Raw genomic sequence first — 25,460 nt, forward strand, 5'->3', positions numbered from 1 at the left:
TCGGCGTGTTGGTATGCCGGACAGTTTTTGAGCTCGTTGCTTGGCGCGTCCGACAATGCGACGCGATTCACTTCTCCGCAATACTGAATCCAGCAGCTACGACCCAACGGCGAGGAGAGCGCATGCCAGCAATTTCTGCGAGTCCAATAGCGGACACTGATACACCACAACCGCAGAAGCGAGAATCGTTCCTGGCCCGCAAACCCTGGGCCGCGTATCTCCTGCGCCGCGGCGGCTACTTCGTCGTATCGATGTTCGTGCTTGTCACTGTCGCATTCTTGCTGATGCAGCTCATCCCGGGGGATCCCGCTCGTGTGTCCGCCGGTGAAAACGCCTCGCCTGAGGCTGTTGAAGCGCGTCGGGTTGAGCTCGGTCTCGACAAGCCGGTGTTCGTCCAGTACCTCTCGTTCTGGAAGGGCCTCTTCACGGGCGACCTCGGCGAGTCGATCAGCTCGCGCATGCCTGTGATCGACGTCATTATGCAGCGGGCGCCAGCTACCCTCGAGATCGCGTGGTCGGCAGTCGCGATTGCGCTTGTCGTCGCGATTTGCCTGGGGCTCACGTTTGGCGCGCTCACGCACGGAGATCGCCGACCCGGTGTCGACATCGGCTTCAATTCGGTCACCGCAGTGATTGCACTCATCCCCGAGTTTCTCGCGGGCATCCTGCTCGTCTACTTTTTCGCGGTAACGCTCGATTTGCTGCCTGTCGCGGGACGCGGCGATTTCGCCTCGTATATCTTGCCGGTGACTGCTCTCGCCTTTGGGCCGGCTGCCGCGCTCACCCGGATCGTCCGCGCTGAGACGCTGACAGTGCTGCAGCAGGATTACGTTCGTACGGCTCGCGCCCGCAGGATGTCACCAGTTCGCCTGTACGGAAAACACGTGCTCCCGAACCTGTTGACCTCGACACTCACAATCTCGGGTATGGCGCTCGGAGGCATGATCGCCGGAACCGTGATCGTTGAGAGCATCTTCGCTTGGCCGGGTCTCGGCAGCGTCATCGTGCAGTCCATTCAGGAAAAGGACTACCCGCTTGTGCAGGCGATCATCATCTTCTACGGAGCGGTTGTGCTGCTCATCAACCTTGCTATTGACATGGCGCTGATCCTGCTCGATCCGCGTACCGCATTGGACAAATCATGACGACATCCCAACGATTCCTGCATACGCTGCGGACACCCGTCGGCGTAGCCGCAAGCATCGCGTTTCTCGCGCTCGCCTTTCTCGCGATCTTCGCGCCGATCATCTGGGGTCAACAGGCCTCTGTGACGAACACGAGCCTGATCTCGCAGCCTCCGAGCCCGGAGCACGTCTTCGGAACTGACGGGAGCGGCCGCGACATCTTGCTTCGCACGCTCGTCGCAACTCGGCTGTCGGTCGTAATGGCGCTCACCGCCACAGCAATTGGCATCGTCTGCGGCGTCGTCCTCGGACTGCTGCCGCTCATACTCGGCGGAACGCCAGGTCGGTGGATTGTGGCTGGCATCAATATTGGTGTCGCGTTTCCCGGCCTGCTGCTCGCAATCGCGTTCTCTGTCATCCTGGGTCAGAGCGCCGCGGCCGCGAGCCTCGCGATCGCGATCGCGATGATGCCGAACTATGGCCGCTTTGTGCACAACCTTGCGGCGTCTGTGTGGGGCCGCGACTACGTGTCCGCTGCGCTCGTGCTCGGCGTGCCCAAGCGTCAGATCGTCTTCAGGCACGTGCTCCCAAACATCCGCGATCCGCTGCTCGTGAACGCGACGCTCACTGCAGGCGGAACGCTGCTCGCGTTCGCCGGCCTGTCGTTCCTTGGGCTCGGCGTGCAGGTGCCGCAGTTCGACTGGGGTCGGATGCTGAACGAGGGCATTAGCCGGATCTTCGTCACGCCGGCGGCCGCACTTGTTCCTGGCGTCGCGATCATCCTCGCCGGTCTCACATTTGTGCTCCTCGGCGAAGTGCTGAGCCGCACGCTCAACACGGGTGCGAGGCGTACGCTGTCTGCTCGGGTGCTTCGGAAGCTGAAGCGTGTCAGGCTGCGCGCGGCGGAAGACGCGAAACAGGATCACGCCACCATCGACACTGGCGAGGCAAGCGAGAACGTCCTTTCGGTTCGCGGGCTCAAGGTGTTTGCGCCCGGAAGTGACGCCGAACTGCGCCCGCTCGTCGACGGAGTCTCGTTTGATATCGGCCGCGGCGAGATCGTCGGTGTCGTCGGTGAGTCGGGCTCGGGAAAGAGCCTCACGCTCATGTCGATTGCTGGCCTCTTGGAAGCGCCACTGCATGTCACGGCGCGCTCTGCAAGCTTCGACGGTGAAGATTTGGTGTTGAGCGAAGACGGCCATCCGCGCTCGCTCGACCACCACTTCGGCACCAAGCTCGCGATGGTCTTCCAAGACCCGATGTCGTCCCTGAATCCCGCTCTGCACGTGGGAACGCAGGTTGCCGAGAGCGGCCAGCTGCACCTCGACATGACGCGCGCCGAGGCGAAGGCTACGGCTGTCGCGAGGCTTGAGGACGTCAGGATCCCTGATGCGGAGCGCCGTTACTCGCAGTACCCACACGAGTACTCGGGCGGTATGAGACAGCGCGCGATGATCGCAGCGGGTCTCATGGGTAAGCCGTCGCTGATCCTCGCCGATGAGCCAACAACCGCACTGGATGTGACGGTGCAGGCTGGCATCCTCAAACTGCTGGGGCAGATCAATGAGGAGGACGGCACGGCGATCATGTTTGTCTCGCACGACATCGCTGTGGTGACGTCGCTCTGCACGCGCGTACTCGTCATGTACCGGGGCCGGCTCGTTGAAGACATTAGTGCAGACGAGCTACGGGCCGGGAACGCGGCGCACCCGTACACGCAGGCCCTGATGGCGACGGTACCGACAATGAGTAGCCCGCGTGGCGAAGCGATGGCGTCGATTCCTGATGATGCTGACTTCACGGGGACGTCCCCGATTGGGGTTATCGAGGCGGTTCTCCCGCCGACCGAGGCCATTCGTCTGATCGACTTCGAAGGAGCAGCAAAGTGACGAGTCAGCTCGTATTCGAATCAACTAGCATCACTTATGGTCACGGCTCGTCGCTCTTCACTGCGGTTGACGAGGTCAGTCTTGATCTTCGGGCTGGCGAGGTGTTGGGACTCGTCGGCGAGTCTGGCTCTGGTAAATCGACGATTGCGCGAGCGGCTGTTGGGCTCTCCGAGCCCTCATCGGGGCGGATTCTTCTCGAGGGCACAGAGATCTCGCACGCCCGTGGTGACAGAGTGCGCGAACGCCGCCGGGTGCAGATGATTTTTCAGGATCCGCAGTCGTGCTTCAACCCGAGGCGCACGATCGGGCAGTCGCTTGACGAGGCGCTCGTCGCAGCTCACAAGCGTGATGGTTCTGCTATCCCCGGGATCAAGGCGCGAAAAGACGAAATAGCGAATCTGCTGCGTGCGGTCGCGTTGCCGACAGACACTGCCCAGCGAATGCCGACACAGCTCTCTGGCGGACAGCGCCAGCGTGTCGCCGTGGCTCGCGCAATCGCTGCGAAGCCGGCGGTGATTCTTGCTGACGAGATCACGTCTGCGCTCGATGTCTCGGTGCAGGGGTCCGTGCTCAATCTGCTGAAGAAGCTGCAGCGCGAACTCGGTTTCTCCATGCTGTTCATCAGCCACAATCTCGCTGTTGTGCGCCTTGTGTGTGACCGAGTCGCGGTTATGCGTCAGGGCAGTCTCGTCGAGGTCGGAGAGACGCTCGAAGTGATGCACAACCCGCAGCACGAGTACACCCGTGAGTTGATCGCAGCGGTGCCGACGCTGTAGGCCGTCACACTTTCACACTTGCATCACCAAACTGTTCAGGTCAACAGATTGGGAGCGCAGATTTGTCGAGCACGCCGAAGTGCGCGACGTGCACTCCCGAGATGATTGTCACCTGGGCCTCAACACGAAGGAACACACTATGAAGGCGTATAAGATCCTTGGACTTGCTGCTGTCGGGGCGCTGGCCCTGTCAGCATGCACGGGAGGTGGCGGCGGCGCTACCCCAGAGGCTGGTGGCGGAGGGGAGCCCGTCGTTGACGGCACGCTCAACTTCGCGCTGACTCGCGACCCGGGAATGCTGTTCACCCCGCTGAACCCGAGCGCAGTGCTCAGTTCGGTCACGCCGTGGGCGTACGAGTCCCTCGTCTACTTCGACACCGACGGTTCGACCAAGGGCTGGCTTGCGACTGAGTGGGAGGAGACTCCGACCTCGCTGCACTTCAAGGTCCGCGACGACGCGGTCTGTGCAGACGGGACCAAGCTCACCGCTGAGACGATCGCGAACAACTTCCGGTGGATTGCAGACCCGGCCAACAGTTCAACGGCGATTAACCTCGTCGTGCCTGCCGACGCGAAGATCGAGAATGACGACACGAGCGTCACGATCACGACGACGGAGCCAGACCCCTTCCGCATCACTGCGATTGGTACTATGCCGATCTTCTGCCAGGCCGCGCTCGATGACCCTAAGAGCGTTGCGACCGCGACGAATGGTACCGGCCTGTACGCGATGACCGAGGCTGTCACCGGCGATCACTACACCTTTGAGCGGCGTGACGACTACGCATGGGGCCCTGAGGGGGCTCCGACGGGGGCGACACCGGGCGTTCCCAAGACAGTCGTCATCAGCATCGTCGAGAACGAGAGCACCCGCGCAAACCTGCTGCTCTCGAAGGAACTGAACCTCGCGACAGTGACAGGTCCTGACGCAGACAGGCTCGAAGGCAAGGTTGACGTCTACGCGCAGGGCAAGCTGCTCACAGGCGGCATCCTCTACAGCCAGGCAGCCGATCAGCCCACCTCGGACCGCGACGTGCGCATTGCGCTCACGAAGGCGCTCAACCTCGATGAGCTCATGCAGGTGAGCTCGGCAGGTAAGGGCGAGCGGGCGCAGCGCCTCGCCGTAGCGAACCCGCAGGTTTGTCAGTATGACGCGGCGGGCCCCAACCTTCCGACAACGGACGTCGCTGAGGCTGAGAAGATGCTCGACAAGGCGGGCTGGGTCAAGGGTTCCGACGGCAAGCGCGCGAAGGACGGCCAGAAGCTCGACCTCGAGTTCGCCTGGCAGTCAAAGGGTGCCGAGACAGCATCGACTGCCGAGATGATGGCGGAGCAGTGGGCGAAGATCGGCGTTGGAGTGAACCATCACGGCGCAGACTACGGCGCGTTCATCGAAGAGATCAGCAAGCCCGGCGCGGCGTCGACGCTCGACACGATCATGCTCTCCGCGAACTTCCCCGTGCCGAGCGCCCTGATGACGTATTTCACCGGTGAGACCCCGCCGAATGGCAACAACTTCATGGCGCTCAACAACCCGAAGTTCGACGAACTCGTCGCAGAGGCGAACACGCACACTGGCACCGAGGCCTGCGCGGCCTGGGAGACTGCCGAGGCTGAGATGTACAAGTCGGCCGACTACGTTCCATTCGCGATGACTGCCACCTCGAGCTTCTCGCAAGGCATTGAAGCGTACGGCATCGACGAGTTCTACACGGCGATCATCCTCGTCAAGTAGCACTCGAAACGTGGGCGCCGCATGCCGACTGGCGGCGGCGCCCACGTGCACCACCCAACACTAACTTTCAGGCACACCACACCAGATCACAGGAGTCAACGATGACGAACCCGCTGAGCCCCCTCGCTTTCGACACCGCGCGGTGGGAAGAGTTTCTCGGTGAGACTGCGAGAAGGCACCACGTGCCAGGAATCGTCGCAGGCGTGCTGCGAATCGACGAGGCGACGGGCCGCCAGCAGCGGTTTGTCGCAAGCACGGGGCTTGCGAACAATCGCACGGGTGTCGAGTCCACACGAGACACTCTCTGCCAGATCGGCTCGGTCACGAAGATCATCACCGCGACGATGATCATGCAGCTGCGCGAGGAGGGCAAGCTCGAGCTTGAGACACTCGTCTCCGAGCTGCTCCCAGACACCCCGCTATCGACGACGGACGACGGGTCGAAGATCACGATCCGTCACCTCCTCTCGCACACGTCGGGCATCAACGGCGATGTTTTCACCGACACCGGCCGTGGAGACGACTGCATTGAGAAGTACGTTGCCCTGCTGAAGGACGCCGAGCCGCTGTTCAGCCCCGGCGCCGGCTGGTCGTACTGCAACTCGGGATGGGTTGTGCTCGGCCGGATCATCGAACTCATCGACGGCCGCACCTGGGACGCCTCGGTCCAGGCGCGTATCAGCCAGCGTCTCGACCTGCACCAGTTCTTGACGCTGCCCGAGCAGATCATGAGCCACCGCTACCAGCATGGTCACACCCGCGAAACGGGTGCGAAAGATTGGGTGCCCGCACCGACGACTGCGCTGCCTCGCTCGGTCGGGCCTGCAGGCATCATCAACAGCAGCGTCGACGACCTGCTCAACTTCGGTCGATCCTTCCTGCGCGGCGGCCTCGGCGTGGCTGGCACAAACGTGCTGAGCCCGGAGTCGGTGGAGCTGATGGCGCAGGTCCAGGCGGATCTCGGCGACGCAGACGCGCTGTCTCCGCAGTGGGGCCTCGGCTGGATCCTCGACGAGTGGGAGGGCCACCGCCTCTTCTGGCACGGCGGTACCACTGTCGGGAATAAGGCCTGGTTCCAAGTGCTCCCCGATGATGGCGTTGTCATCGTCGTGTTCTGCAACGGCGGTATCGCGAACCGCGCGGGCGGCGAGATTGTGGAGGCCTTCGCGCGCGAGTTCGTCGGCGTCTCCACCGGCGCGGGAGTGAGCCCGTCGGGCCCTGCGAGCCAGGCGGTCGTCAAGGACGAGTGGCTCGGCACGTACGGCGACTTCATCACCTCGGTCGAGGTGTTCAAGACCGAAGACGGCCAGGTCAAGGCGAAGCTCACCCAGGGCCTCGACCCCAGCTCAGTCACCTCCACGCTCTTCGACATGCTGCCAACCGCGAAGCCAAACCGCTTCGTCTCCCGCCCAGACTCGCTGTCGACATGGTCGCAGCTCACGTTCACAATTGTCGACGGTCACCCATGCTTGTACGCTGACATTCGGTGCCTGCGCAAGCGTGACGAAGCTGAAGCTGCAGCCTAATGCAACGCGTCATCTTGCGCGGAGGCCGGGTGGTGGATCCCGGAAACGGGACCGACCGCGTCGCCGACGTGCTCATTGAGAACGGCAAGGTCGCTGCAGTCGGGTTGGAACTCCGTGTCGAAGACGCCGAGGAGATCGACGTCGCAGGCAAGATCGTCGGGCCTGGCTTCGTTGACCTCCACAGCCATGTGAACTCGATTGCGGGTCAACGGTTGCAGGCCCGTGACGGTGTCACGACGGCGCTCGAACTCGAGGCAGGTCTGCTGCCCGTCGAGCTCGCGTACACGAAGGCGATGCAAGAGGGGCGTCCGATTAACTTCGGGTTTTCAGCCTCCTGGGGGATGGCGCGAGCCGAAGTGCTTTCGGGGAGATCAGCAAATGCCGACTTCGCCGAGGGGCTTTCGATCCTTGGAGATCCTGCGTGGCAGGCTGACTCAACACCGGCGCAGCTGCGCGCATGGCTCGGACGCCTCGAGAGCGAGATCGCCGATGGGGCGCTCGGGATCGGAATCCTGCAGGGCTACGCGCCGCGTACTGACCCAGCCGAGTACCTCGCAGTGAACGAGCTCGCGGCGCGCGCTGGTGTGCCGACGTTCACTCACGTACGCGAGATCACTGAGGCCGATCCGACGACGCCGATGGACGGTACCGAGGAAGCCGCACGCGCCGCGATGGAGTTCGGCGGACAGGTGCATCACTGTCACGTGAACAGCACCTCGCGCAGGCACATTGACCGCACGCTCGGGGTCATCGAGCGGGCTCGCGAGGGCGGCGCCGCCATCACCGTCGAAACGTACCCCTACGGCGCGGGCAGCACGGGCATCGGCGCAGCCTTTCTTGCGCCCGAACGGCTTGGCGTCTGGGGGATCTCGCCATCGAGTATCGTCATCGTCGCCACCGGAGAACGGATCCGTGACGCCGAGCACCTTCGGCACATGCGCAAGACTGACCCCGGCGCCGCGTGCATCGTCGCGTTCATCGACGACGAGGATCCTGCGGACCGCGCCCTGCTTGAGCGCGCGCTCGCGTTCCCCGACGGAATCGTTGCGTCGGACGCGATGCAGGTCAACTGGCCAGACGGCACAGTTGACACGCGCGAGTGGCCGTTGCCAGCGGGTGGCACCACCCATCCGCGCACAGCGGGAACCTTCGCGCGCTCTCTCCGCATGATGGTACGTGAGCAGCAGGCTTGGACTTGGCTCGAGGCCTTTCGCCGCTGCAGCTTTCTGCCTGCGCGCGTCATGGACGCGACGACACCGGCTTTTGCGCAGAAGGGGCACCTTGGCCTGGGAGCCGACGCCGACATCATCGTGATTGACCCGGATCGCGTGACGGACCAGGCGACGTACCTCGATAGCACCCGGCCCTCGATCGGGATCGAGTGCGTCTTGGTCGCCGGCGAGTTCGTCGTGCGCGACGAAGACATCGTGACTGACGCCTACCCTGGGCGCGGACTCCGCGGTCACCTCAGGTGACACCCCTCATCCTTGCCCCGAGCGGCCACAAGCCGCTCGGAAGACAGAGAAGACAGAAAGGTCTATCGACATGACACCGCACACGGTGCGACTCGATGACATCGTCGAGACGATTCACACCCTCGTCGAATGCGAGTCCCCCTCAGACAATCACGACGCGGTTGCGACGTCGGCCACGCTTGTTGCCGAGCTCGGCGAAAAGCTGCTCGGAGTTTCACCGGAGCGGATCGTTCTCGACGGGGTGAGCCACCTAAAGTGGAGTTTCGGGGAGACGACTCGGGTGCTGCTCGTCGCGCACCACGACACTGTATGGCCGCTCGGAACGCTCTCGCGGCTGCCGTTCACACACGCTGACGGCGTGCTGACCGGCCCAGGCTGCTTTGACATGAAGACTGGCCTCGCAATGGCGATGCACGCGACAGCCGCGCTCGCTGAGCGCGACGGCGTGACGCTACTCGTGACCGGCGACGAGGAACTCGGCTCGCCGAGTTCGCGATCCCTCATCGAGGAGACTGCGCGCGGCGCGCGCGCCGCACTCGTGCTTGAAGCCGCCGCCGACGGTGGTGCGCTGAAGATTGAGCGCAAGGGTGTCTCGCTGTACGAGGTCGTTGTGTACGGCGTCGCCGCGCATGCGGGGCTCGAACCAGAAAAGGGTGTTAACGCGTCGCTAGAACTCGCGCACCAGCTCATCGCCGTCGCGGGGCTCGGCGATGCTGAGCTGGGAACCACTGTGACCCCTACTGTCGCGACAGCAGGCACGACGAGCAACACTGTGCCCGCGCGAGCGTCGTTCAAGGTCGACGTGCGGGCGCGCACGTTCGCCGAGCAGGATCGGGTACACGAGGCTATGCTCGCCCTTCGCCCGGTGCTCGCCGGCGCGCAGCTCGAGGTCGTTGGCGGCCCGAATCGGCCTCCGCTCGAGTCTGCGTCGTCAGCCGCACTCTTCGATAGGGCGCAGGCCGCGGCGGCGACGCTCGGCCTCGAGCCTCTCGAGGGTGTCGCTGTCGGCGGCGCGAGCGACGGCAACTTCACTGCCGGAATCGGGGTTCCGACACTCGACGGACTCGGCGCTGTCGGCGGCGGGGCGCACGCCGAGAGCGAGCACGTGCTCGTCGCCGCGATCGAGCCGCGCACCCTGCTGCTCACTGAACTCATGACGAGCCTGCTCGACGAACCGAAAGCTGGTGCATGATGGCCGGAGACCGCATCACCGACGAGATGAAGCGCCAGGCTCACCTCGATGCCGAGCGGGCCGCAGCCCTCACCGGAGTGACGGTGCGCGAGATGCGCGGCACTGAGGAGGAGGCGCAGGTCATCGACCTGCTCGCGCTCATCTGGGGACGCACGGCCGACAACCCTGTCGTGCCGAAGGAAATCATGCGTGTGCTCGGCAAGACGGGAAACTACATCGCTGGCGCATTTCTCGACGGCGAGCTCGTCGGCGCCGCGCTCGGACTGCACTCAAGCCCTGAGCGCTCGACGTTGCACAGCCACATCACCGGCGTGGTTCCGGGCCTCGTTGGCAAGGCAGTCGGCTACGGCATCAAGCTGCACCAGCGAGCCTGGGCGCTCGATCGCGGTATCGAAGCGATCGAGTGGACGTATGATCCGCTCGTTTCCCGCAACGCGAGCTTCAATTTCAACAAGCTTGGCGCTGTGCCTGTGGAGTACCTCGAGAACTTCTACGGACTCATGTCAGACACGATCAACGCGGGCGACTTGAGCGACAGACTGCTCGTCCGATGGCACCTGCTTGACGAGAATGTCTCGCGGCTTGCGGGCGGCGATCGATCTGGCAGTACTGTCCCGAAGGGATTCGCTGTCGCGATCCCTGACGACATCGAGGGGCTCCGCGTCACCGATCCGGACCAGGCGCGGAAGTGGCGCGGCACGATCCGCGAGCAGCTTACCTCGCACCTGAACAACGGCGCCCGCATCGTCGGATTTGAGCGCGGCACCGGCTACATCTTGCAACACGCATCAACTGAAGGAGAACAAGACTGATGAAGATCGAGGGCTTTGAGCTGCGCCGAGTGGGGCTGCCGCTGGTTTCACCGTTCCGCACGTCGTTCAGCACGCAGACCGCGCGCGACATTCTGCTCGTAAAGGCTGTCACCGACGAGGCCGAAGGGTGGGGCGAGTGCGTCACACTCGGCGATCCGCTGTACTCACCCGAGTACACCGACGGCGCCGCTGACATCATGAAGCGCTACTTCATCGAGGCAATTGCGAACGTCACCGACGCGACGGGCGTTGGCCAGGCACTGCACAAGTTCAAAGGCCACCCGATGGCGAAGGCGGCGCTCGAGACCGCAGTGCTCGACGCGGAGCTGCGTGCGGAGGGTCGCTCATTCGGTCGCGAACTCGGCTCGGTCCGAGACGTCGTTCCGTGCGGCGTGTCGGTGGGCATCATGGATTCGATCCCTGAGCTGCTCGACGCCGTCGGAGGCTACATCGACGAGGGGTACGTTCGCATCAAGCTGAAGATCGAGCCCGGCTGGGACGTCGAGGCGGTCCGTGCGGTGCGCGAGCGCTTCGGCGACGATGTGCAGCTGCAGGTTGACGCGAACACGGCGTACACGCTGCGTGACGCGCGCCACCTCGCGAAGCTCGACGACTTCGACCTGCTGCTCATCGAGCAGCCGCTCGAGGAGGAAGACATCGTCGGTCACGCCGACCTCGCGAAGATGCTGAAGACGCCGATCTGCCTCGACGAGTCAGTGACGTCTGCCCAGACCGCTGCAGCGGCGATCCGCCTCGGCGCGACGAGCGTCATCAACATCAAGCCCGGTCGCGTCGGTGGCTATCTTGAGGCCCGACGCATCCATGACCTCGCCGTCGCGGCAGGGGTTCCCGTCTGGTGCGGCGGCATGCTCGAGTCTGGCATTGGACGCGCGGCGAACATCGCGCTCGCCTCGCTTCCTGGCTTCACGCTTCCAGGCGACGTCTCGTCGAGCAGCCGCTTCTACAAGACAGACATCACGGAGCCGTGGGTCATGGAGAACGGCCATCTCACCGTTCCTACGGGACCGGGCCTCGGCGTTGCTCCGATTCCCGAACTGCTCGAGGAGTTCACCACTAGCGTCGAGTGGATCGCGGTCTAACTGTGTGGGCCTCGCTGACGTCAGCGCACGGGAGCTAGCGATATGCTTCCCTTCATGAGTGACAGGCACGAACCACGATTCACCAGGTTCAGTCTGGGACGCGTGCTTGACGACCTCGGGCTCACACTGCTCGAGGTCGTCCACGGGCGCATCGACGATCAGCAAGACATCGGCGGGGTCGTCATCTACGACCCCGTCGATGAGCCGTTGTATCCAGCGCATGCAGTCGTGCTCGGCGTGGGGGTGCACGGCAGCGAAGGGCTCGGTGAACTCATCGCGGGTCTCTCCGGCCACGCGATCGCCGCGGTCGTGGTGCGGTCGCCAGTTGAGATCACCGCTGAGACTCGTGCCCTGGCAGACGAGCACGGTATCGTCGTGCTCGGCCTCGCGCGAGGTGCGACATGGACGCAGCTTGCAGCGCTGTTGAGGTCGCTCCTTGCCGAAGACGACGTGGGGGACACCCACGTCGATTCCCTCGGCGGCATCCCGTCGGGCGACCTATTCGCTGTCGCGAACGCCATCTCCTCGCTGCTCGACGCGCCAGTGACGATTGAGGATCGCTCCTCGCGCGTGCTCGCGTTCTCGGGTCGGCAGGAAGAAGCCGACCCGGCTCGCGCCGAGACGATCATCGGCAGGCGGGTGCCGGAGCGATACCGCCACCATCTGACGCAGCAGGGCGTCTTCCGGGACCTCTACCGAAGCGAAGATCCGGTGGTGATCACGCGCATCGAGGCAGAGGTCGACATGTCGACCCCGCGCGTGGCAATCGGCGTTCGCGCGGGCGATGAGGTACTCGGGTCGATCTGGGCGGCGATGGACGGGCCGCTCACCGACGAGCGCAGGACCACGTTGCGCGACGCCGCGAAGCTCGTCGCGCTGCACCTGCTTCGGGTGCGCGCGGGAGCTGACGTGCAGCGCCGGCTTCGCGCTGAGTTGTTGAGCACCGCGCTTGAAGGCGGTTCGGGTGCGAGCGAGGCGCTCTCGCGGTTGAACCTCGCCGGGCAGCCCGTGTGCGTTGTTGCGGCGGTGTTGACTGAAACCGAGCACGGGGGAGCCGCAAGCGCAGACCAGGCGCTGATGGCCGAGCGGGAGCGCTTCGCTGACGCACTTGCCGTGCACCTGTCTGCAATGCGGCCAGGCTCAGCAGTGGCGCTGCTCGGCGACACTGTGTACGGGATCCTCCCAGAGCCGAACGACCCGACGGGCGACCACGCAGTGCGCACGATGGAGGACTTTCTCGACCGTGTCGGGAGTCGGATGTCTGCAGTTATCGCTGTGGGCCCCCCAGCAGACGACATCGGTGGCATCTCGCGATCGCGGGCGTCTGCTCGACGCGTGCTCAGGGCGCTCCTCGAGCCGGCGGCTGGCCAGGCGATAACACCGCACGAACCCAGTGCTGCGGGGAGCACCGGCGGGCGCTCCCGAAGCGGCGACGTGCGGGCGCGCGTCGCGCGACTGAGCGACGTGCACGCGTCGGTGCTCATGCTCGAGCTGCGCGATCTCATGGTGTCTCGTGGCGACGAGTTCACTGGCCCCGTGTCCAGGCTCATGGAGCACGATGCCAAACAAAAGGGGCACCTCGTTGACACCCTGCGTGCCTGGTTCGACCACTTCGGCGACGTCGCGAAGGCCGCAGACATGCTCTTTGTGCATCCGAACACGTTCAGGTACCGCCTGCGTCGAGCAGTCGAGATCAGCGGGATCGACCTCGACAACGCTGACGACAGGTTCGAGGCGATGCTTCAGCTTCGCCTGCTCGAACGCTAGCGAACCGGGCCCCGCACAGCACACAGCACTGAGGGGGTGCGGATCCAATCGGATCCGCACCCCCTCAGTGCTGTGCGAAACGCTTAGCCCGCGTAGCGGAAGAGCTTCTTGTTGGCGAACTCAAGCATGCCAACCTTGCCGAGCTCGCGGCCGTAGCCCGACTTCTTCACGCCGCCGAAGGGCACGTCAGCGCCCTCGAGGCCCGCGCCGCCGATGAAGACCATGCCAACGTCAAGCTGGTTTCCGACCTGCTCCGCGCGCTCGAGGTCGTCACAGATGATGACGGAGCCGAGGCCGTAGGGCGAGGAGTTCGCGAGCTGGATCGCCTCTTCGTCGCTCGATACCTTGTAGAGCTGCGCGACGGGGCCGAAGAGCTCTTGGCTGTAGACGTCCATCGCCGGGGTGATGTTCGTGATGATCGACGGGGTGTAGAGGTTGCCCTCGGGCTCGTTGTTGCCAACGACAACCTCGGCGCCCTGGTCGATCGCACCCTGCACCTGAGCGGTGAGGGTCTTCGTCGCAGCTTCAGACGACATCGGGCCGAAGTCACCGTCGCTGTACGACTGGCCGGCGATAGCGGCCTGGAACTTCTTCGAGAACTCGTCGAAGTACTTGTCCATGACAACGATACGCTTCGAGCCGTTGCACGCCTGGCCGGTGTTCTCCATGCGGCCGCCAACAGCGTGCTCAACAGCGTGGTCGAGGTCTGCCGAGTCGAGCACGAGGAAAACGTCCGAGCCGCCGAGCTCGAGCACGCACTTCTTCAGCGCGCGGCCTGCCTGCTCGGCAACAATCGCGCCTGCGCGCTCCGAACCGGTGAGCGAGACGCCCTGCACGCGGTCGTCGGCGATGATGTCGCTGACCTGCTCGTGAGTTGCGAAGACGTTGACGTAGGCGCCCTTCGGGAAGCCTGCGTCAAGGAACAGCTGCTCGAGCGCGAGCGCCGACTCGGGGCACTGCGCTGCGTGCTTCAGCACGATCGTGTTGCCGAGGATGAGGTTCGGCACGGCGAAGCGCGCGACCTGGTAGTACGGGTAGTTCCACGGCATGATGCCAAGGATCACGCCTGTGCCCTGGAAGCGGAAGAAAGTCTTCAGGCCATCTTCAACCTCGAGGTGCTCGTCGGCGAGCCACTTCTCGGCGTTGTCTGCGAACGCAGCAGTAATCGCGCCCGAGAACTCGGCCTCGCCGATCGACTGATCGAGGGGCTTGCCCATCTCGCGGTTGATGATTGCGCCGAGTTCTTCCTTGCGCTCATCGAAGAGTTCTGCCGCGCGCTTTGCGAGTGCTGCACGCTCGGCAACGGTGGTCTTGCGTGACCACTCCTGGTAAGTCTGCTGCGTCGAAGCGAGTGCTGCTTCGATGTCAGCAGCGGTCGCGTCCGGGTACTCTGCGAGCTTCTCGCCCGTAGCCGGATTAATGACGGCGAAGGTGCCCATATTTGACTCACTCCTTAGTGACTTCGTCGGTGACTGGTTGAGGCTAGTCTTTCACACCTCGATGAGTATCACTAGCGTCCCACGCGCTGCTCTTTTGGCGGGCCTGCAGGGGCGACAGCGATCGAATCGCTAGGAGGTGGGGTCTTCTGCGACTGATTCCGCAGGATCGGCGCTCAGCGGTTTCTCAGGCGTATCGGCGATCCGGGCGCGTCGCCTTCGCCTGCGCAGCGGGATCAAAACGGCCACGGCCACGATCGCGAGCAGCGCGAGCCAAGGAAGCGCGAATCCGAGACCGACGAACGCGCCAACAAAGAACGACCCGATCGACGCGACGCCTGCCTTGAGAGCGTCCCAGAAGGAGCTCGGGCCGCCCCCGGGAAGCGGGCTCTGTTCGCTCAGCGAGACCCAGATGCTTGCCTGGGAGACCTGGCCCTCGAGCGATTCGAGCTGGGCTTTGAGCCCGTCGAGCTCCTGCTGGCGTGCAGAGAGCGCGCTCTCTGCTTCAATAAGCTCGCTCGTCGTTGCGGCGCCGGCCATGAGATCTGTGAGCCGCTTCACCGAGGACTCGAGCGCGGCGACGCGGGCCGCGAGATCGACGTGCGTTTCGGTGACGTCATCGGCGGAGCGGGAATCTGAGGTGACGTCGCCGAGCTTGGAGAGCTCAAGGACTGCCTCGTCGAGTCGCTCAGCCGGGACTCGCAGTGAGACCTCTCCTGTCGCGGCGGCGCCACCATCGCCACTGATCGACTGGGAGGAGACTGAGCCGTCGAGGCGTTTCGCGACCTCGGCAACGTCGTCAGCTGCGGCGCGCACAGACTTCACGGTGAGCGCGAGCGAGGCTGAGCGGATGATTGACCGGCTCTCGCTCTGCACTGCCTCGCGATTGCCGTCGAGCAGACCCGATCCTTGCTCGACGGAAGCGTCCGCGGCAGACGCGAACTCACCGCCGGCCATCGAATCGACTGCGGGGACCCCAGCGACGTCAGATGACGACGCTGAGCATCCCGCGAGCCCGACAGCCACGAGGGTGGCGGCAAGCCCCGCCAGGAATCGCTTGGTATTCATGCCCTAACGATAGCCAGGCGGTGGCAGGCTGCGGAAGTGTCGAACCCGTGAATGTTACGGGAGTGGAAGCGTGATCGTGCCGGTCTCGGGAGGCTGCTCGATATCGCGGTCCTTCAGATCGGGCACCCACTTTGTCGTTGCGAGTGCGACGACACCGGCGACGAGGATCAGCCCTGTCGACACGATGATGGCTCCCTGGGCGCCCATTGCGTCGATCGCGACGCCGGCGATTGCGGAACCCGTCGCGACACCGACGAGCTGGCCCGTACCGATCCACCCGAACGCCTCGGCGGTTTCCGAGAACTTGACCGTTGAACCGATCATGCTCGAGATCCCAGCGAATGTCGGCGCGGTGCCGAGGCCGCCGATGAACAGCACGATCGACAACCACCAGATGTTGAGGCTGACGAGGCATGCCGCGGTGCCGATGAGCACGACACCGATCCTGATCGCGAGCGACCACGGACGCAACGGGCGGTGGCCGATGATGAGGCCGCCGACGAGCGAGCCGCCAGCGAACACCGCGAGCACGATGCCCGACTCAATGCTCGAGTGGCCACCTTCGGCGGCTGGCGCGAACGCGCGCACGACGCCCGCCTCGATCGCGGCAAACGACGCCACGAAGAAGAAGCCGATCACTGTCGCGATGATCACGGTGGGGCGCTTCAGCACCGCTCCGAGGCTAGCCTTCGACGGCGGAATCTTGACGACCCCGACAGGGCGGCTCATGATGAACCAGGCGCCTCCGAACAGCATGAATGCTGCGGCAACTGACAGACCGACGGCCGTGCCGAACTGCGCGGCGACAAAGACAGCGATGACGGGCCCGAGTACCCAGATGAGTTCCTGTGCAGCCGCGTCGAGCGAGAACAGCGCCGAGATCTGCTTGCCTGGCACCAGCCGCGGGTACAGGGTGCGCACCGCTGGCGTGATGGGCGGTGTCGTCAGGCCGATCGAAAACGAGATCAGCGCCGTGACAGCCAGCGGCAGGTGCACGAACGCGATCAGCACAATGAACCCGCTGCACAGTACCGACGTGACCCAGAGCACTCGTCGCATGCCGAAACGACCCATGAGGCGGCTCGAGAGCGGGCCTGAGATCGCCTGGCCGATGCTCTGGGTTGCGAGCACTATGCCTGCGGCGGTGTACTCACCGAACTGCTCCTGCATGTGCAGCAGCACGATAATGGACAGCATCCCGAAAGGAAACCTCGCGGTGAGCTGCGAGAAAAGAATACGAAAAACGCCCTCATTGCGCGCGAGCTCGCGGTAAATGCCCATCAGGCGATTCTAGTCCTCGCTGGCACCCCAATTCGACTCGCTTCGCCGTTTTGGCACGGTGAATATTTGGGGGCATCGAGAGCCCATGTTGAGGACACCTGCTAGGGTCGGGGCACCAGCTGAGGATTCGTGAAGGAGCGAAGTATCATGCCAGGCATTTCTCGCCCGAACCAGACCTGGGGCCTCGTCACGGTCGCCCTGGCGACGACTCTCACGCTCGCAGCCTGTGCCCCGGCGGCTACCCCCGAGTCGCAGGACGGTACTGAGCCCGCGGAAACGCAGGCAGGTCCCACGGACGCTGCGTTCGTGTGCGGTCAGCTCAACGCGTTGGAGGCCGCCCTTTGGCGTGCGACGATCGACGAGCAAAAGGGTGTGCTGGCGGGTGACGCGGTCGACGCCGTCCAGAACTCGGTGTTCGACGGCTACGCCACGATCATGGAGCGGGCACCCAGCGATCTCGGCAAAGAGGTTGCAGCACTCCGAGAGAGTGCCGAGGCCGACCCTCGCGATCCCGGGGCGATTGAAGATGCAAGCCGGGCGCTGGGAAGCGCGTGCGAGGAGGCCGGTATAGCGATCGCGATACTCGCGCGTCCGGGCGACGGCGGCTAGCACGCCGCACCGCCGTTAGCCCGCGAGGGCCTTCTGGATTCGCTGCAGCGAGACGGCTTCGGCAGCCCGCAGCTGCTGCGCGAACAGGCTGACCCTGAACTCCTCGATGAGCCAGCGCGCCCGCTCAATGTGCGGGGGAGCGTCGATTGGCAGCGGGATCTGCCCGCCGGCTTCGTCGAAGAGCACCAGCGCGCGATCCACATCGTTCTGCCAGGCGCGGTCGCGGCCAGGGTTCGCCTGCAGCGCCTGCATGCGCAGCCTCAGCGCCTCGAGGTAGACGGGAACCCGCTCAAGTTGCGTCGCGCCGGTGCGAGAGACGAAGCCGTCGAACACGAGCCCGTCGAGCTGCTTCGCGGCGTCCGCGACCTGGCCGAGCACCTGGAGCGACTTCGCCTGATCGATAGCCTTCTTCGCCAGGCGAGCCCCGTCGAGCACCTTCGCGGTGAGCGCGATCGTGCCGTAGATCTCGTCGATGAGGCTGCGCGCGTAGTCGTTCGCGATTGCCTCGAAGTCGGCGGCACGCCACACGAGCCCGTCAGGCGCGTGACGCTGAATCACGCGATCCGCGACCGCGAGTGAGACGTCGGCGATGGCGGTGTCAAGGGAACGGTATGGCCCGGCCCCGAGCAGCAACTTCTCCTGGTTTGAGAGGTGATCGCGCACGTAGCTCGCGGGCGACGGGCTCGAGAGCACTACCAGGCGCCTGATGCCGCGCCGTGACGCGCGCCGCTGCTCGGCCTCGTCTGCAACGAGTCCAAGGTCGACGCTCGTGCGCCGATCCACGATCGCGGGATACGCGCGCACGACGCCCGCGCTGCCCGACCTGCCCTTCGCGTAGCTCGAATCCACGTGTTTCGGGAGATCTCCGAAGTCCCATGTCGTTGCCCCAGTGCGTTCGAGCTCGCTCTTGGGGAGCGCCGCTTGGGCGACCCGCGCGACGCCCTTCGTCGCCTGCTCCTTGTGCTTCGACTGGAGCTCGGCGAGGTCCTTGCCTGCGCCCACGGTGCGGCCGCGCGCATCGATGACGCGGAACGTCGGCGTGAGGTGTGCGGGCAGTCGCGTCGGATCAAAGTCGCTCGGCTGTACCTGCTGGCTCGTGCGGCGCCTGATCTCGTCGGCGAGCAGCTGGGTGAGCGACGCGTCGGATCCGGCCCCGGCGGCACCGTCAAGCTTGGGGCCTACCGCGCCAAGGAGCGTCCGCGCCCAGTCCGCGGCGGGGACGACGTGCTTCCTGATCGACTTTGGCAGCGTTTTGATGAGCGCTGTGACGAGCTCTTCGCGCATGCCTGGCACGAGTTTCTCGAAGTCGCCCTGCGCGAGGCGGGGCAACAGCGGGAGCGGCACGTTCACAGTCACGCCGTCGTCGTCGCTCGTGGGATCGAACCGGTACTTGAGTTTCAGGGACTGGTCGCCGTGCTGCCACTGGCGCGGGTACTCGGTCTCGTCGACATCGACAGACTCCTCCTCGAGCAGATCCTCGCGCTTGAGATGCAGGTACTGCGGATCCGAAGAACGCTTGGTCTTCCACCAGCCCTCGAAGTCGCGTGTGCTCGCGACGTCTTTGGGAATGCGGGCGTCATAGAACTCGAACACAGCCTCGTCGCCGTCGAGGATGTCGCGGCGGCGGGTGCGCTCCTCGAGCTGAACGAGCTCGCGCCTGAGTTGGTGGTTCGCGCGGTCGAATGCCTGCGGGGAATCCCAATCACCGTCGACGAGCGCGTGCCTGATGAACAGCTCACGCGCCTCGACGGGGTCGAAGCGTGAGAGCTGCACGCGGCGGCCAGTGACGATGGGCACGCCGTAGAGGGTGACGCGCTCGGTCGCGACCGCGGCGCCCTGCTTGCGCTCCCACCGGGGCTCGGAGAGCTGCCGCTTCGCGAGTGCACCGGCGAGCTCCTCGGCCCACTCGGGCTCGACCTGGGCGTTCGAGCGGGCGAACAGGCGGCTCGTCTCGACGAGCTCGACACTCATCACGACCTCCGGCGGCTTCTTCGCAAGCACCGACCCCGGGTAGAGCACGAAACGCGTGCCGCGCGAGCCGAGATACTCCTGTGCGGGCTTGCGCTTCACGGCGCCGGGTACCTCGCGGCCGCGGCCGGGGGTGCTCCGATCTTGCCTATCGTCGCGCACGCCGAGCTGCGAGAGTAGGCCGGCAAGTACCGATCGGTGAATGAGCTCAGCGGATCCGCCTGTCGCCTCACGTACCTGGCCCTTGACGCCCGCGGCTTTCGAGAGCTGCCTCACGAGGTCCATCCACTCGCGCACCCTGAGGAAGTTCAAGAACTCCTTCTTGCACAGCCTGCGGAAGGCGCTCGAGGAAAGCTCCGCCTGCTGCTTCTGCAGGTAGTTCCAGAGGTTGAGCAGGGTCATCAGGTCGCCGAGTGGGTCGTTGAAACGCGCGTGGAACTGGTCAGCCTGCGCGCGCTCTGCGACTGGCCGCTCGCGCACGTCCTGAATGGTGAGCCCGGCTACGATCGCGAGCACCTCAGGGACGACCTCGTGCCTGCGCGCCTCGATGACCATGCGCGCAAACCTCGGCTCGATCGGCAAGCGGGCGAGTTCACGGCCCGTCTTGGTGATCGCGTGGGTCGCGCCGTCAGACGCCGAAGCCCCCTCTCCGCGTTTCGCGGCCCGCCCCCGGCCGGCGGGCCGCACGGCCCCGAGCTCTTCGAGGAGGCCAAGGCCGTCGCGAATACCGCGCTGATCCGGGGGCGTAAGAAACGGGAAGCCAGCGATATCGCCAAGGCCGAGCGAAAGCATCTGCAGGATGACACTCGCGAGGCCGGTGCGCCGGATCTCAGGCTCCGTGAACGCGGGGCGCGACTCAAAGTCCTCCTCGCTGTACAACCGGATCGCGATGCCGTTGCTCGTGCGACCAGACCGGCCCGAGCGCTGATTCGCGCTGGCCTGCGAGATCGCCTCGATCGGCAACCGCTGCACCTTCGACCGCGACGAGTATCGCGAGATGCGTGCAGTGCCGGCGTCGATGACATACCTGATGCCGGGAACAGTGAGCGAGGTCTCAGCGACGTTCGTTGCAAGCACGATCCGCCGCGCGCCCGAATCCTGGCGGCGCTCGAATACGCGATGCTGCTCAGCCGCCGAAAGCCTGCCGTAGAGGGGGAGGATCTCGGTGCGGTTCGCCGGTCCGCCGCGACCGGCCCGGCCCTGGAGCGCGTCGGCGGCGTCACGGATCTCAGCTTCGCCAGACAGGAACACGAGCACGTCGCCGCGCGACTCGCGCCCGAGCTCGTCGACTGCCTCGCCGATCGCCTCGAACACATCGCGCTCGATCTTCCGAGTCTTCGCCTGCTTGGTCTTCGGGTCGACGACCTCGCGCTCCTCGATGAGCGGCCTGTAGCGAATCTCGACGGGGTACGTGCGACCCGACACTTCGATGATCGGAGCCGGTGTGCCGGTGCGGTGATCGGCGAAGTGCTTCGCGAATGACTCAGGGTCGATCGTTGCCGACGTAATGATCACCTTGAGATCTGGTCGGCGCGGCAGCAGGGTGCGCAGATACCCGAGCAGGAAGTCGATGTTCAGTGAACGCTCGTGCGCCTCATCGATGATGATCGTGTCGTAGGCCTTGAGGTCCCGATCCCGATGGATCGCATTCAGCAGAATCCCGTCGGTCATCAGCCTGATCTTCGTATCTTTCGAGGCCTGATCAGTGAACCTCACCTGATATCCGACGAGCCCGCCGAGCTCAGTGCCTGTCTCCTCGGCGATGCGTTCGGCGATGGTGCGGGCCGCGATCCTACGCGGCTGCGTGTGCGCAATTCTCTCGCGGCCAAGTGCGAGCGCGATCTTCGGAAGCTGAGTGGTCTTGCCTGAGCCCGTCTCACCCGCGACGATGACGACCTGGTTGTCGGAGATCGCCTGCTGGATCTCGTCTCGCATCTGCGAAACCGGGAGCTCCTCGGGGAACTCGATGCGTGGTGTAGGGCCTTCGGGGTTCGACATAACAGGATCCATTATCGCGCGAGTCATAGACTGGCACCCATTCGACTTCAAGGAGAGACTGTGGCTGCACTCGAAATCCCGAACATCACCCTGCACGACGGCACCGAGATTCCCCAGCTTGGGCTCGGCGTATTCAAGGTCGACCCAGGCGAAGCGGAGCGGGTCGTCGCCGACGCGCTCGCCGCAGGCTATCGCCACATCGACACCGCCGCGATCTACCGAAACGAAGCAGAGGTGGGGGCCGCGATCGCCGCGAGTGGTGTGCCTCGCGAAGACCTCTTCGTCACTACGAAGCTCTGGAATAGCGACCAGCTGCGAGGCGAGGAGGCATTCCAGGAGAGCCTCGACAAGCTCGGCCTCGATCGTGTCGACCTGTACCTCGTGCACTGGCCGCAGCCCATGTTTGGCGAGGCGCTCACCGCGTGGCGCTCGCTCGTGAAGATCCACGAGTCGGGGCGGGCGACCTCGATCGGAGTTTCGAACTTCGAGATCTCGGACCTCGAGGAGATCATCTCCGAGACTGGCGTCGTGCCGACGGTGAACCAGATCGAGCTGCACCCCCTGCACCAGCGCCGCGAGCTCGTCGAGTACTGCGAGTCCAAGGGCATCCGTGTTGAGGCCTGGGGGCCGCTGGCGCAGGGCAAGTCCGACCTGTTTGAGCGCCCGGCGATCGCTGACGCCGCTGCAGCCCACTCGAAGACCCCCGCACAGGCGGTGCTGCGGTGGCATGTGCAGCAGGGTCGCATCGTGTTTCCGAAGACAGTGCGGGCCGAGCGCATGATCGAGAATGCTCAGATCTTCGACTTCGAGCTCTCAGCCGCCGAGATTGCCGCGATTGACGCGCTCGACGAACAGAAGAACTTCGGCTCGAACCCGCACGAGATGGACGTGCGCTAGCAGCGTGCGGGGTGGGGCCCGCCCCGACCCGGGCGTGCCCACCCACCCCATCGGCCCATAGATTTTCGAACGCGGAGACAGGAACCAGGTAGCGTGGAACCATGGATAGCCTGAGCCTCATCGATACCTGGCCCGTCGACAACGCTGCGGTCGCAGTCGTCTCGAAAGACGGATCTGTGCTCGGTACACGGGGCGATCAAGACCGTCAGTTTGCCCTCGCATCGGTCACGAAGCTGTTGACCGCGAGCGCGATTCTGCTTGCTGTCGAAGAGGGTGCCCTCGAACTCGACGACGAAGCCGGGCCCGAGGGGTCGACAATCAGGCACCTGCTCGCGCACGCCTCCGGCCTCGACTTCTCGGAAGACGTCGTGCGCGGCCGCCCCGGCCAGCGCCGGATCTATTCAAACCTTGGCATCGAGGTGCTCGCCCAGACGTTTGCGGAGCGCGCCGACATGCCATTCGAGGAGTACCTCCGCGAGGGGCTACTCGAGCCCCTCGGCATGCACTCCACGAGGCTTGACGGCAGCCCGGCCGCGGGCGGTGTCTCGACTGCGGCTGACCTGTCGCGCTTCGCCGCCGAGCTCCAGAACCCGAAGGTGCTGCACCCAGAGACGATCGCGCAGGCCACCCAAGTCGTGTTCCCTGGAATTGATGGCGTGCTGCCCGGCTACGGCCGTCAGCGCCCGAACGACTGGGGCCTGGGCTTTGAGATCAGGGACTCAAAGACGCCGCACTGGACAGGCAACGCGAACAGCCCACAGACGTTTGGGCACTTCGGCCAGGCGGGTACATTTTTGTGGGTTGACCCAGTGGCTGGCCTCGCGTGCGTAGGGCTGGCCGACCGCAACTTTGGCGAGTGGTCGGCGGAGGTGTGGCCGCCGCTCTCTGACGCTGTGCTTGCCGAGTACTCGCGCACGAACAGCTAGATCCAGGCCCACGAGGCCGACGGCGCGGCTGCCGCACAGGCACACGACGTCGCGTACCTCACCGCAACGCAATGAACGGAGTCATGATGAACACATCAGCAGCGAGCGGCGCGGCACGGCCTGCGCCCATCACCGTCACTATCACTGGGGCCGGCGGCCAGATCGGTTACGCGGCAATGTTCAGGATCGCGTCGGGTGCTCTGTTCGGTCCTGACCAGCCCGTCGCGCTCAGGCTGCTCGAGATTCCGCAGGGCGTGAAAGGTGCGGAGGGTGCGGCGCTCGAGCTCACCGACTGCGCCTTCCCGCTGCTTGCGAGCGTCGATATTGCGACCGATCCGGATCAGGGATTTGACGGCTCGAATGTCGCCCTCCTCGTTGGCTCGCGTCCGCGCACGGCAGGCATGGAACGGGCGGACCTGCTCGCGGCGAATGGCGCGATCTTCGGCCCGCAGGGGCGCGCGATCAATGATCACGCGGCGGACGACGTCAGGGTGCTTGTCGTCGGCAACCCTGCGAACACCAACGCCCTCATCGCTCAGCGCAATGCGCCTGACGTGCCAGCGGAGCGGTTCACGGCCCTCACTCGGCTCGACCACAACCGCGCGGTCGGCCTGCTCGCAGAGCACACGGGGGCCGCTGTCGCCGATGTTCACGGCGTGACAATCTGGGGCAACCACTCGACCACCCAGTACCCAGACCTGAGCCACGCGACGATTGCGGGGCGCGCTGCGCTCGACGTTGTCGGCACGGACTGGGGTCGCGGCGCCTACATTGACAGAGTTGCGAACCGTGGCGCGGAGATCATTGAGGTGCGTGGCGGATCCTCGGTCGCGTCGGCAGCGAATGCGGCGATCGATCACGTTCACGATTGGGTGCTCGGCACCGCGAACGAGGCTACTGGTGCCGATGGCGTGGCGCCCTGGACGTCGGTGTCGATCCCGTCAACGGGAGCGTACGGCATCCCTGAGGGACTTATCGCCTCGGTCCCGGCCCGTTCGGTCGACGGAGAGTGGCGGGTTGTCGAAGGGCTGGAGATCGACGAGTTCTCGCGCGCGAGGATCGATGCCTCTGTTGCCGAGTTGGCCGCCGAGCGGGAGCAGGTGGCGGCGCTCGGGCTCATCTGATCCTGGCAGCGCGAGCGACTGCGTCTAGGCTCGTGGGGTCACGAGCGTTGTGAGCTGTCGGCGGATGCGAGTGAACGTTTCGAGGTCGATGACGAGTTCGCCATCTACCTCGCGCACGTGGCGCTGAGCCTCGTCTCCGAGCGCGATTGAGAGGTTCACTGCGAGGCGTGCCTCGGTTTCGTGCGCGACCCCCTCGAGCCTGGCGTCGTCTGGGTGACTGTCGAGCCACGCCGCGAGTATCGCGATGAGCCTCTCGGTGCTCGTGCCGCTGGACCACGAGACTCGGCTCGTGAGCTCGGGCTCTCGCGAGAAAAGCGCCAGGCGCTTCTTCGTGACTGGGTTATCTGCTTGTCCGCGCACGGATTCCATGACGATGAGCGAGGACGCGACGACGAGGTCGCCGGAGCGCTCGGTCAGGATCCGCGTGGTGAGTTCGGGGTCAAACTCGAGCGGCGAGCCGAAGATTGCCTGTTCGAGCGATGGGAAGTAGTTGAAGAAGGTGCTTCTCGACACCATTGCGGCGGCGCACACGCGATCAACGGTGACGGCCGCCACTCCTTCCGCATACGCAATCTCAACGGCGGCGGCCTCCAGTTGCTCGCGCGTGAGTCGCATCTTGCGTTCGCGCAGGCCCTCCGTCATGACTCCTCCTGATTGGGCATGCTCGCCCCGATAGCGGTTGGTCATCCACCCTACTTGACAAAAATATTGGACAGTGTCCATTCTTGTAGTGTGTGCAAAAGGGTTGCACTCGATC

The 25,460-nt window shown here is 64.9% G+C and carries 19 protein-coding genes; 14 read left to right on the forward strand and 5 right to left on the reverse strand.

Going from position 1 to position 25,460, the window contains the following annotated elements; genetic code table 11:
• Window positions 1–122 precede the first annotated feature (122 nt).
• The 10 genes from KI794_RS05650 (at window position 123) to KI794_RS05695 (ending at window position 13,396) form a co-directional block, all read left to right on the forward strand.
• Window positions 123–1,145, forward strand: a complete 1,023-nt coding sequence (locus KI794_RS05650) for an ABC transporter permease (protein ID WP_255809429.1) — start codon at window positions 123–125, stop codon at window positions 1,143–1,145.
• Window positions 1,142–3,013 carry a dipeptide/oligopeptide/nickel ABC transporter permease/ATP-binding protein gene (locus tag KI794_RS05655; protein ID WP_255809431.1) on the forward strand — a complete coding sequence of 624 codons (1,872 nt, stop codon included), beginning with the start codon at window positions 1,142–1,144 and terminating at the stop codon, window positions 3,011–3,013. Before KI794_RS05650 ends, KI794_RS05655 begins: the two co-directional genes overlap by 4 nt.
• Window positions 3,010–3,789, forward strand: a complete 780-nt coding sequence (locus KI794_RS05660) for an ABC transporter ATP-binding protein (protein WP_255809432.1) — start codon at window positions 3,010–3,012, stop codon at window positions 3,787–3,789. The genes KI794_RS05655 and KI794_RS05660 overlap by 4 nt, the downstream gene beginning before the upstream one ends.
• Before the next feature lie 139 nt (window positions 3,790–3,928).
• The gene (locus tag KI794_RS05665) at window positions 3,929–5,524 is read left to right on the forward strand and encodes an ABC transporter substrate-binding protein (RefSeq protein ID WP_255809433.1); all 1,596 of its coding nucleotides are present in this window, start codon (window positions 3,929–3,931) and stop codon (window positions 5,522–5,524) included.
• A 101-nt stretch (window positions 5,525–5,625) separates the two neighbouring features.
• Window positions 5,626–7,050: a serine hydrolase domain-containing protein gene (locus KI794_RS05670; protein WP_255809434.1), complete on the forward strand. Its 1,425-nt coding sequence runs from the start codon at window positions 5,626–5,628 to the stop codon at window positions 7,048–7,050.
• Window positions 7,050–8,525, forward strand: coding sequence for an amidohydrolase family protein (locus tag KI794_RS05675; RefSeq protein WP_255809435.1), 1,476 nt, complete (start codon window positions 7,050–7,052; stop codon window positions 8,523–8,525). Before KI794_RS05670 ends, KI794_RS05675 begins: the two co-directional genes overlap by 1 nt.
• 70 nt (window positions 8,526–8,595) lie before the next feature.
• Window positions 8,596–9,717, forward strand: a complete 1,122-nt coding sequence (locus KI794_RS05680) for a M20 family metallopeptidase (protein ID WP_255809436.1) — start codon at window positions 8,596–8,598, stop codon at window positions 9,715–9,717.
• Window positions 9,714–10,529, forward strand: coding sequence for a GNAT family N-acetyltransferase (locus KI794_RS05685; protein ID WP_255809437.1), 816 nt, complete (start codon window positions 9,714–9,716; stop codon window positions 10,527–10,529). Before KI794_RS05680 ends, KI794_RS05685 begins: the two co-directional genes overlap by 4 nt.
• Entirely contained in the window at window positions 10,529–11,629 is a 1,101-nt protein-coding gene (gene menC / locus KI794_RS05690) for an o-succinylbenzoate synthase (RefSeq protein ID WP_119282893.1), read from the forward strand. The genes KI794_RS05685 and menC overlap by 1 nt, the downstream gene beginning before the upstream one ends.
• A 54-nt stretch (window positions 11,630–11,683) precedes the next feature.
• On the forward strand, window positions 11,684–13,396 hold the full coding sequence (locus KI794_RS05695) for a PucR family transcriptional regulator (protein ID WP_255809438.1): 1,713 nt from the start codon (window positions 11,684–11,686) through the stop codon (window positions 13,394–13,396).
• A gap of 83 nt (window positions 13,397–13,479) precedes the next feature.
• Here the strand turns inward: KI794_RS05695 and KI794_RS05700 are convergent, their stop codons facing one another.
• The 3 genes from KI794_RS05700 to KI794_RS05710 form a co-directional block, all read right to left on the reverse strand.
• Window positions 13,480–14,835 (reverse strand): NAD-dependent succinate-semialdehyde dehydrogenase, encoded by a 1,356-nt coding sequence (locus KI794_RS05700; RefSeq protein ID WP_255809439.1) that lies wholly within the window; start codon window positions 14,833–14,835, stop codon window positions 13,480–13,482.
• Between the two features lie 129 nt (window positions 14,836–14,964).
• Window positions 14,965–15,900, reverse strand: a complete 936-nt coding sequence (locus KI794_RS05705; protein WP_255809440.1) for a DUF4349 domain-containing protein — start codon at window positions 15,898–15,900, stop codon at window positions 14,965–14,967.
• A 54-nt stretch (window positions 15,901–15,954) separates the two neighbouring features.
• Complete coding sequence (locus tag KI794_RS05710; RefSeq protein WP_255809441.1) at window positions 15,955–17,181, reverse strand: MFS transporter; 1,227 nt, start codon at window positions 17,179–17,181, stop codon at window positions 15,955–15,957.
• 147 nt (window positions 17,182–17,328) lie between these two features.
• Here KI794_RS05710 and KI794_RS05715 point away from each other — a divergent pair, with 147 nt between their 5' ends.
• Window positions 17,329–17,790 (forward strand): hypothetical protein, encoded by a 462-nt coding sequence (locus tag KI794_RS05715; protein ID WP_119282897.1) that lies wholly within the window; start codon window positions 17,329–17,331, stop codon window positions 17,788–17,790.
• A gap of 15 nt (window positions 17,791–17,805) precedes the next feature.
• Here the strand turns inward: KI794_RS05715 and hrpA are convergent, their stop codons facing one another.
• Window positions 17,806–21,756 carry an ATP-dependent RNA helicase HrpA gene (gene hrpA, locus KI794_RS05720; RefSeq protein ID WP_255809442.1) on the reverse strand — a complete coding sequence of 1,317 codons (3,951 nt, stop codon included), beginning with the start codon at window positions 21,754–21,756 and terminating at the stop codon, window positions 17,806–17,808.
• Window positions 21,757–21,816: 60 nt separating this feature from the next.
• Here hrpA and KI794_RS05725 point away from each other — a divergent pair, with 60 nt between their 5' ends.
• From KI794_RS05725 to KI794_RS05735, 3 genes are all read left to right on the forward strand, one after another.
• Window positions 21,817–22,653: an aldo/keto reductase gene (locus tag KI794_RS05725; RefSeq protein ID WP_119282899.1), complete on the forward strand. Its 837-nt coding sequence runs from the start codon at window positions 21,817–21,819 to the stop codon at window positions 22,651–22,653.
• 101 nt (window positions 22,654–22,754) lie between these two features.
• On the forward strand, window positions 22,755–23,579 hold the full coding sequence (locus KI794_RS05730; protein WP_255809443.1) for a serine hydrolase domain-containing protein: 825 nt from the start codon (window positions 22,755–22,757) through the stop codon (window positions 23,577–23,579).
• A gap of 83 nt (window positions 23,580–23,662) precedes the next feature.
• Window positions 23,663–24,703, forward strand: a complete 1,041-nt coding sequence (locus KI794_RS05735) for a malate dehydrogenase (RefSeq protein WP_255809444.1) — start codon at window positions 23,663–23,665, stop codon at window positions 24,701–24,703.
• 24 nt (window positions 24,704–24,727) lie between these two features.
• Here the strand turns inward: KI794_RS05735 and KI794_RS05740 are convergent, their stop codons facing one another.
• Window positions 24,728–25,345 (reverse strand): TetR family transcriptional regulator, encoded by a 618-nt coding sequence (locus KI794_RS05740; RefSeq protein ID WP_162921153.1) that lies wholly within the window; start codon window positions 25,343–25,345, stop codon window positions 24,728–24,730.
• Window positions 25,346–25,460: the final 115 nt, after the last annotated feature.

The organism is Leucobacter aridicollis (genome assembly GCF_024399335.1).
Lineage (GTDB): Bacteria > Actinomycetota > Actinomycetes > Actinomycetales > Microbacteriaceae > Leucobacter > Leucobacter aridicollis_A.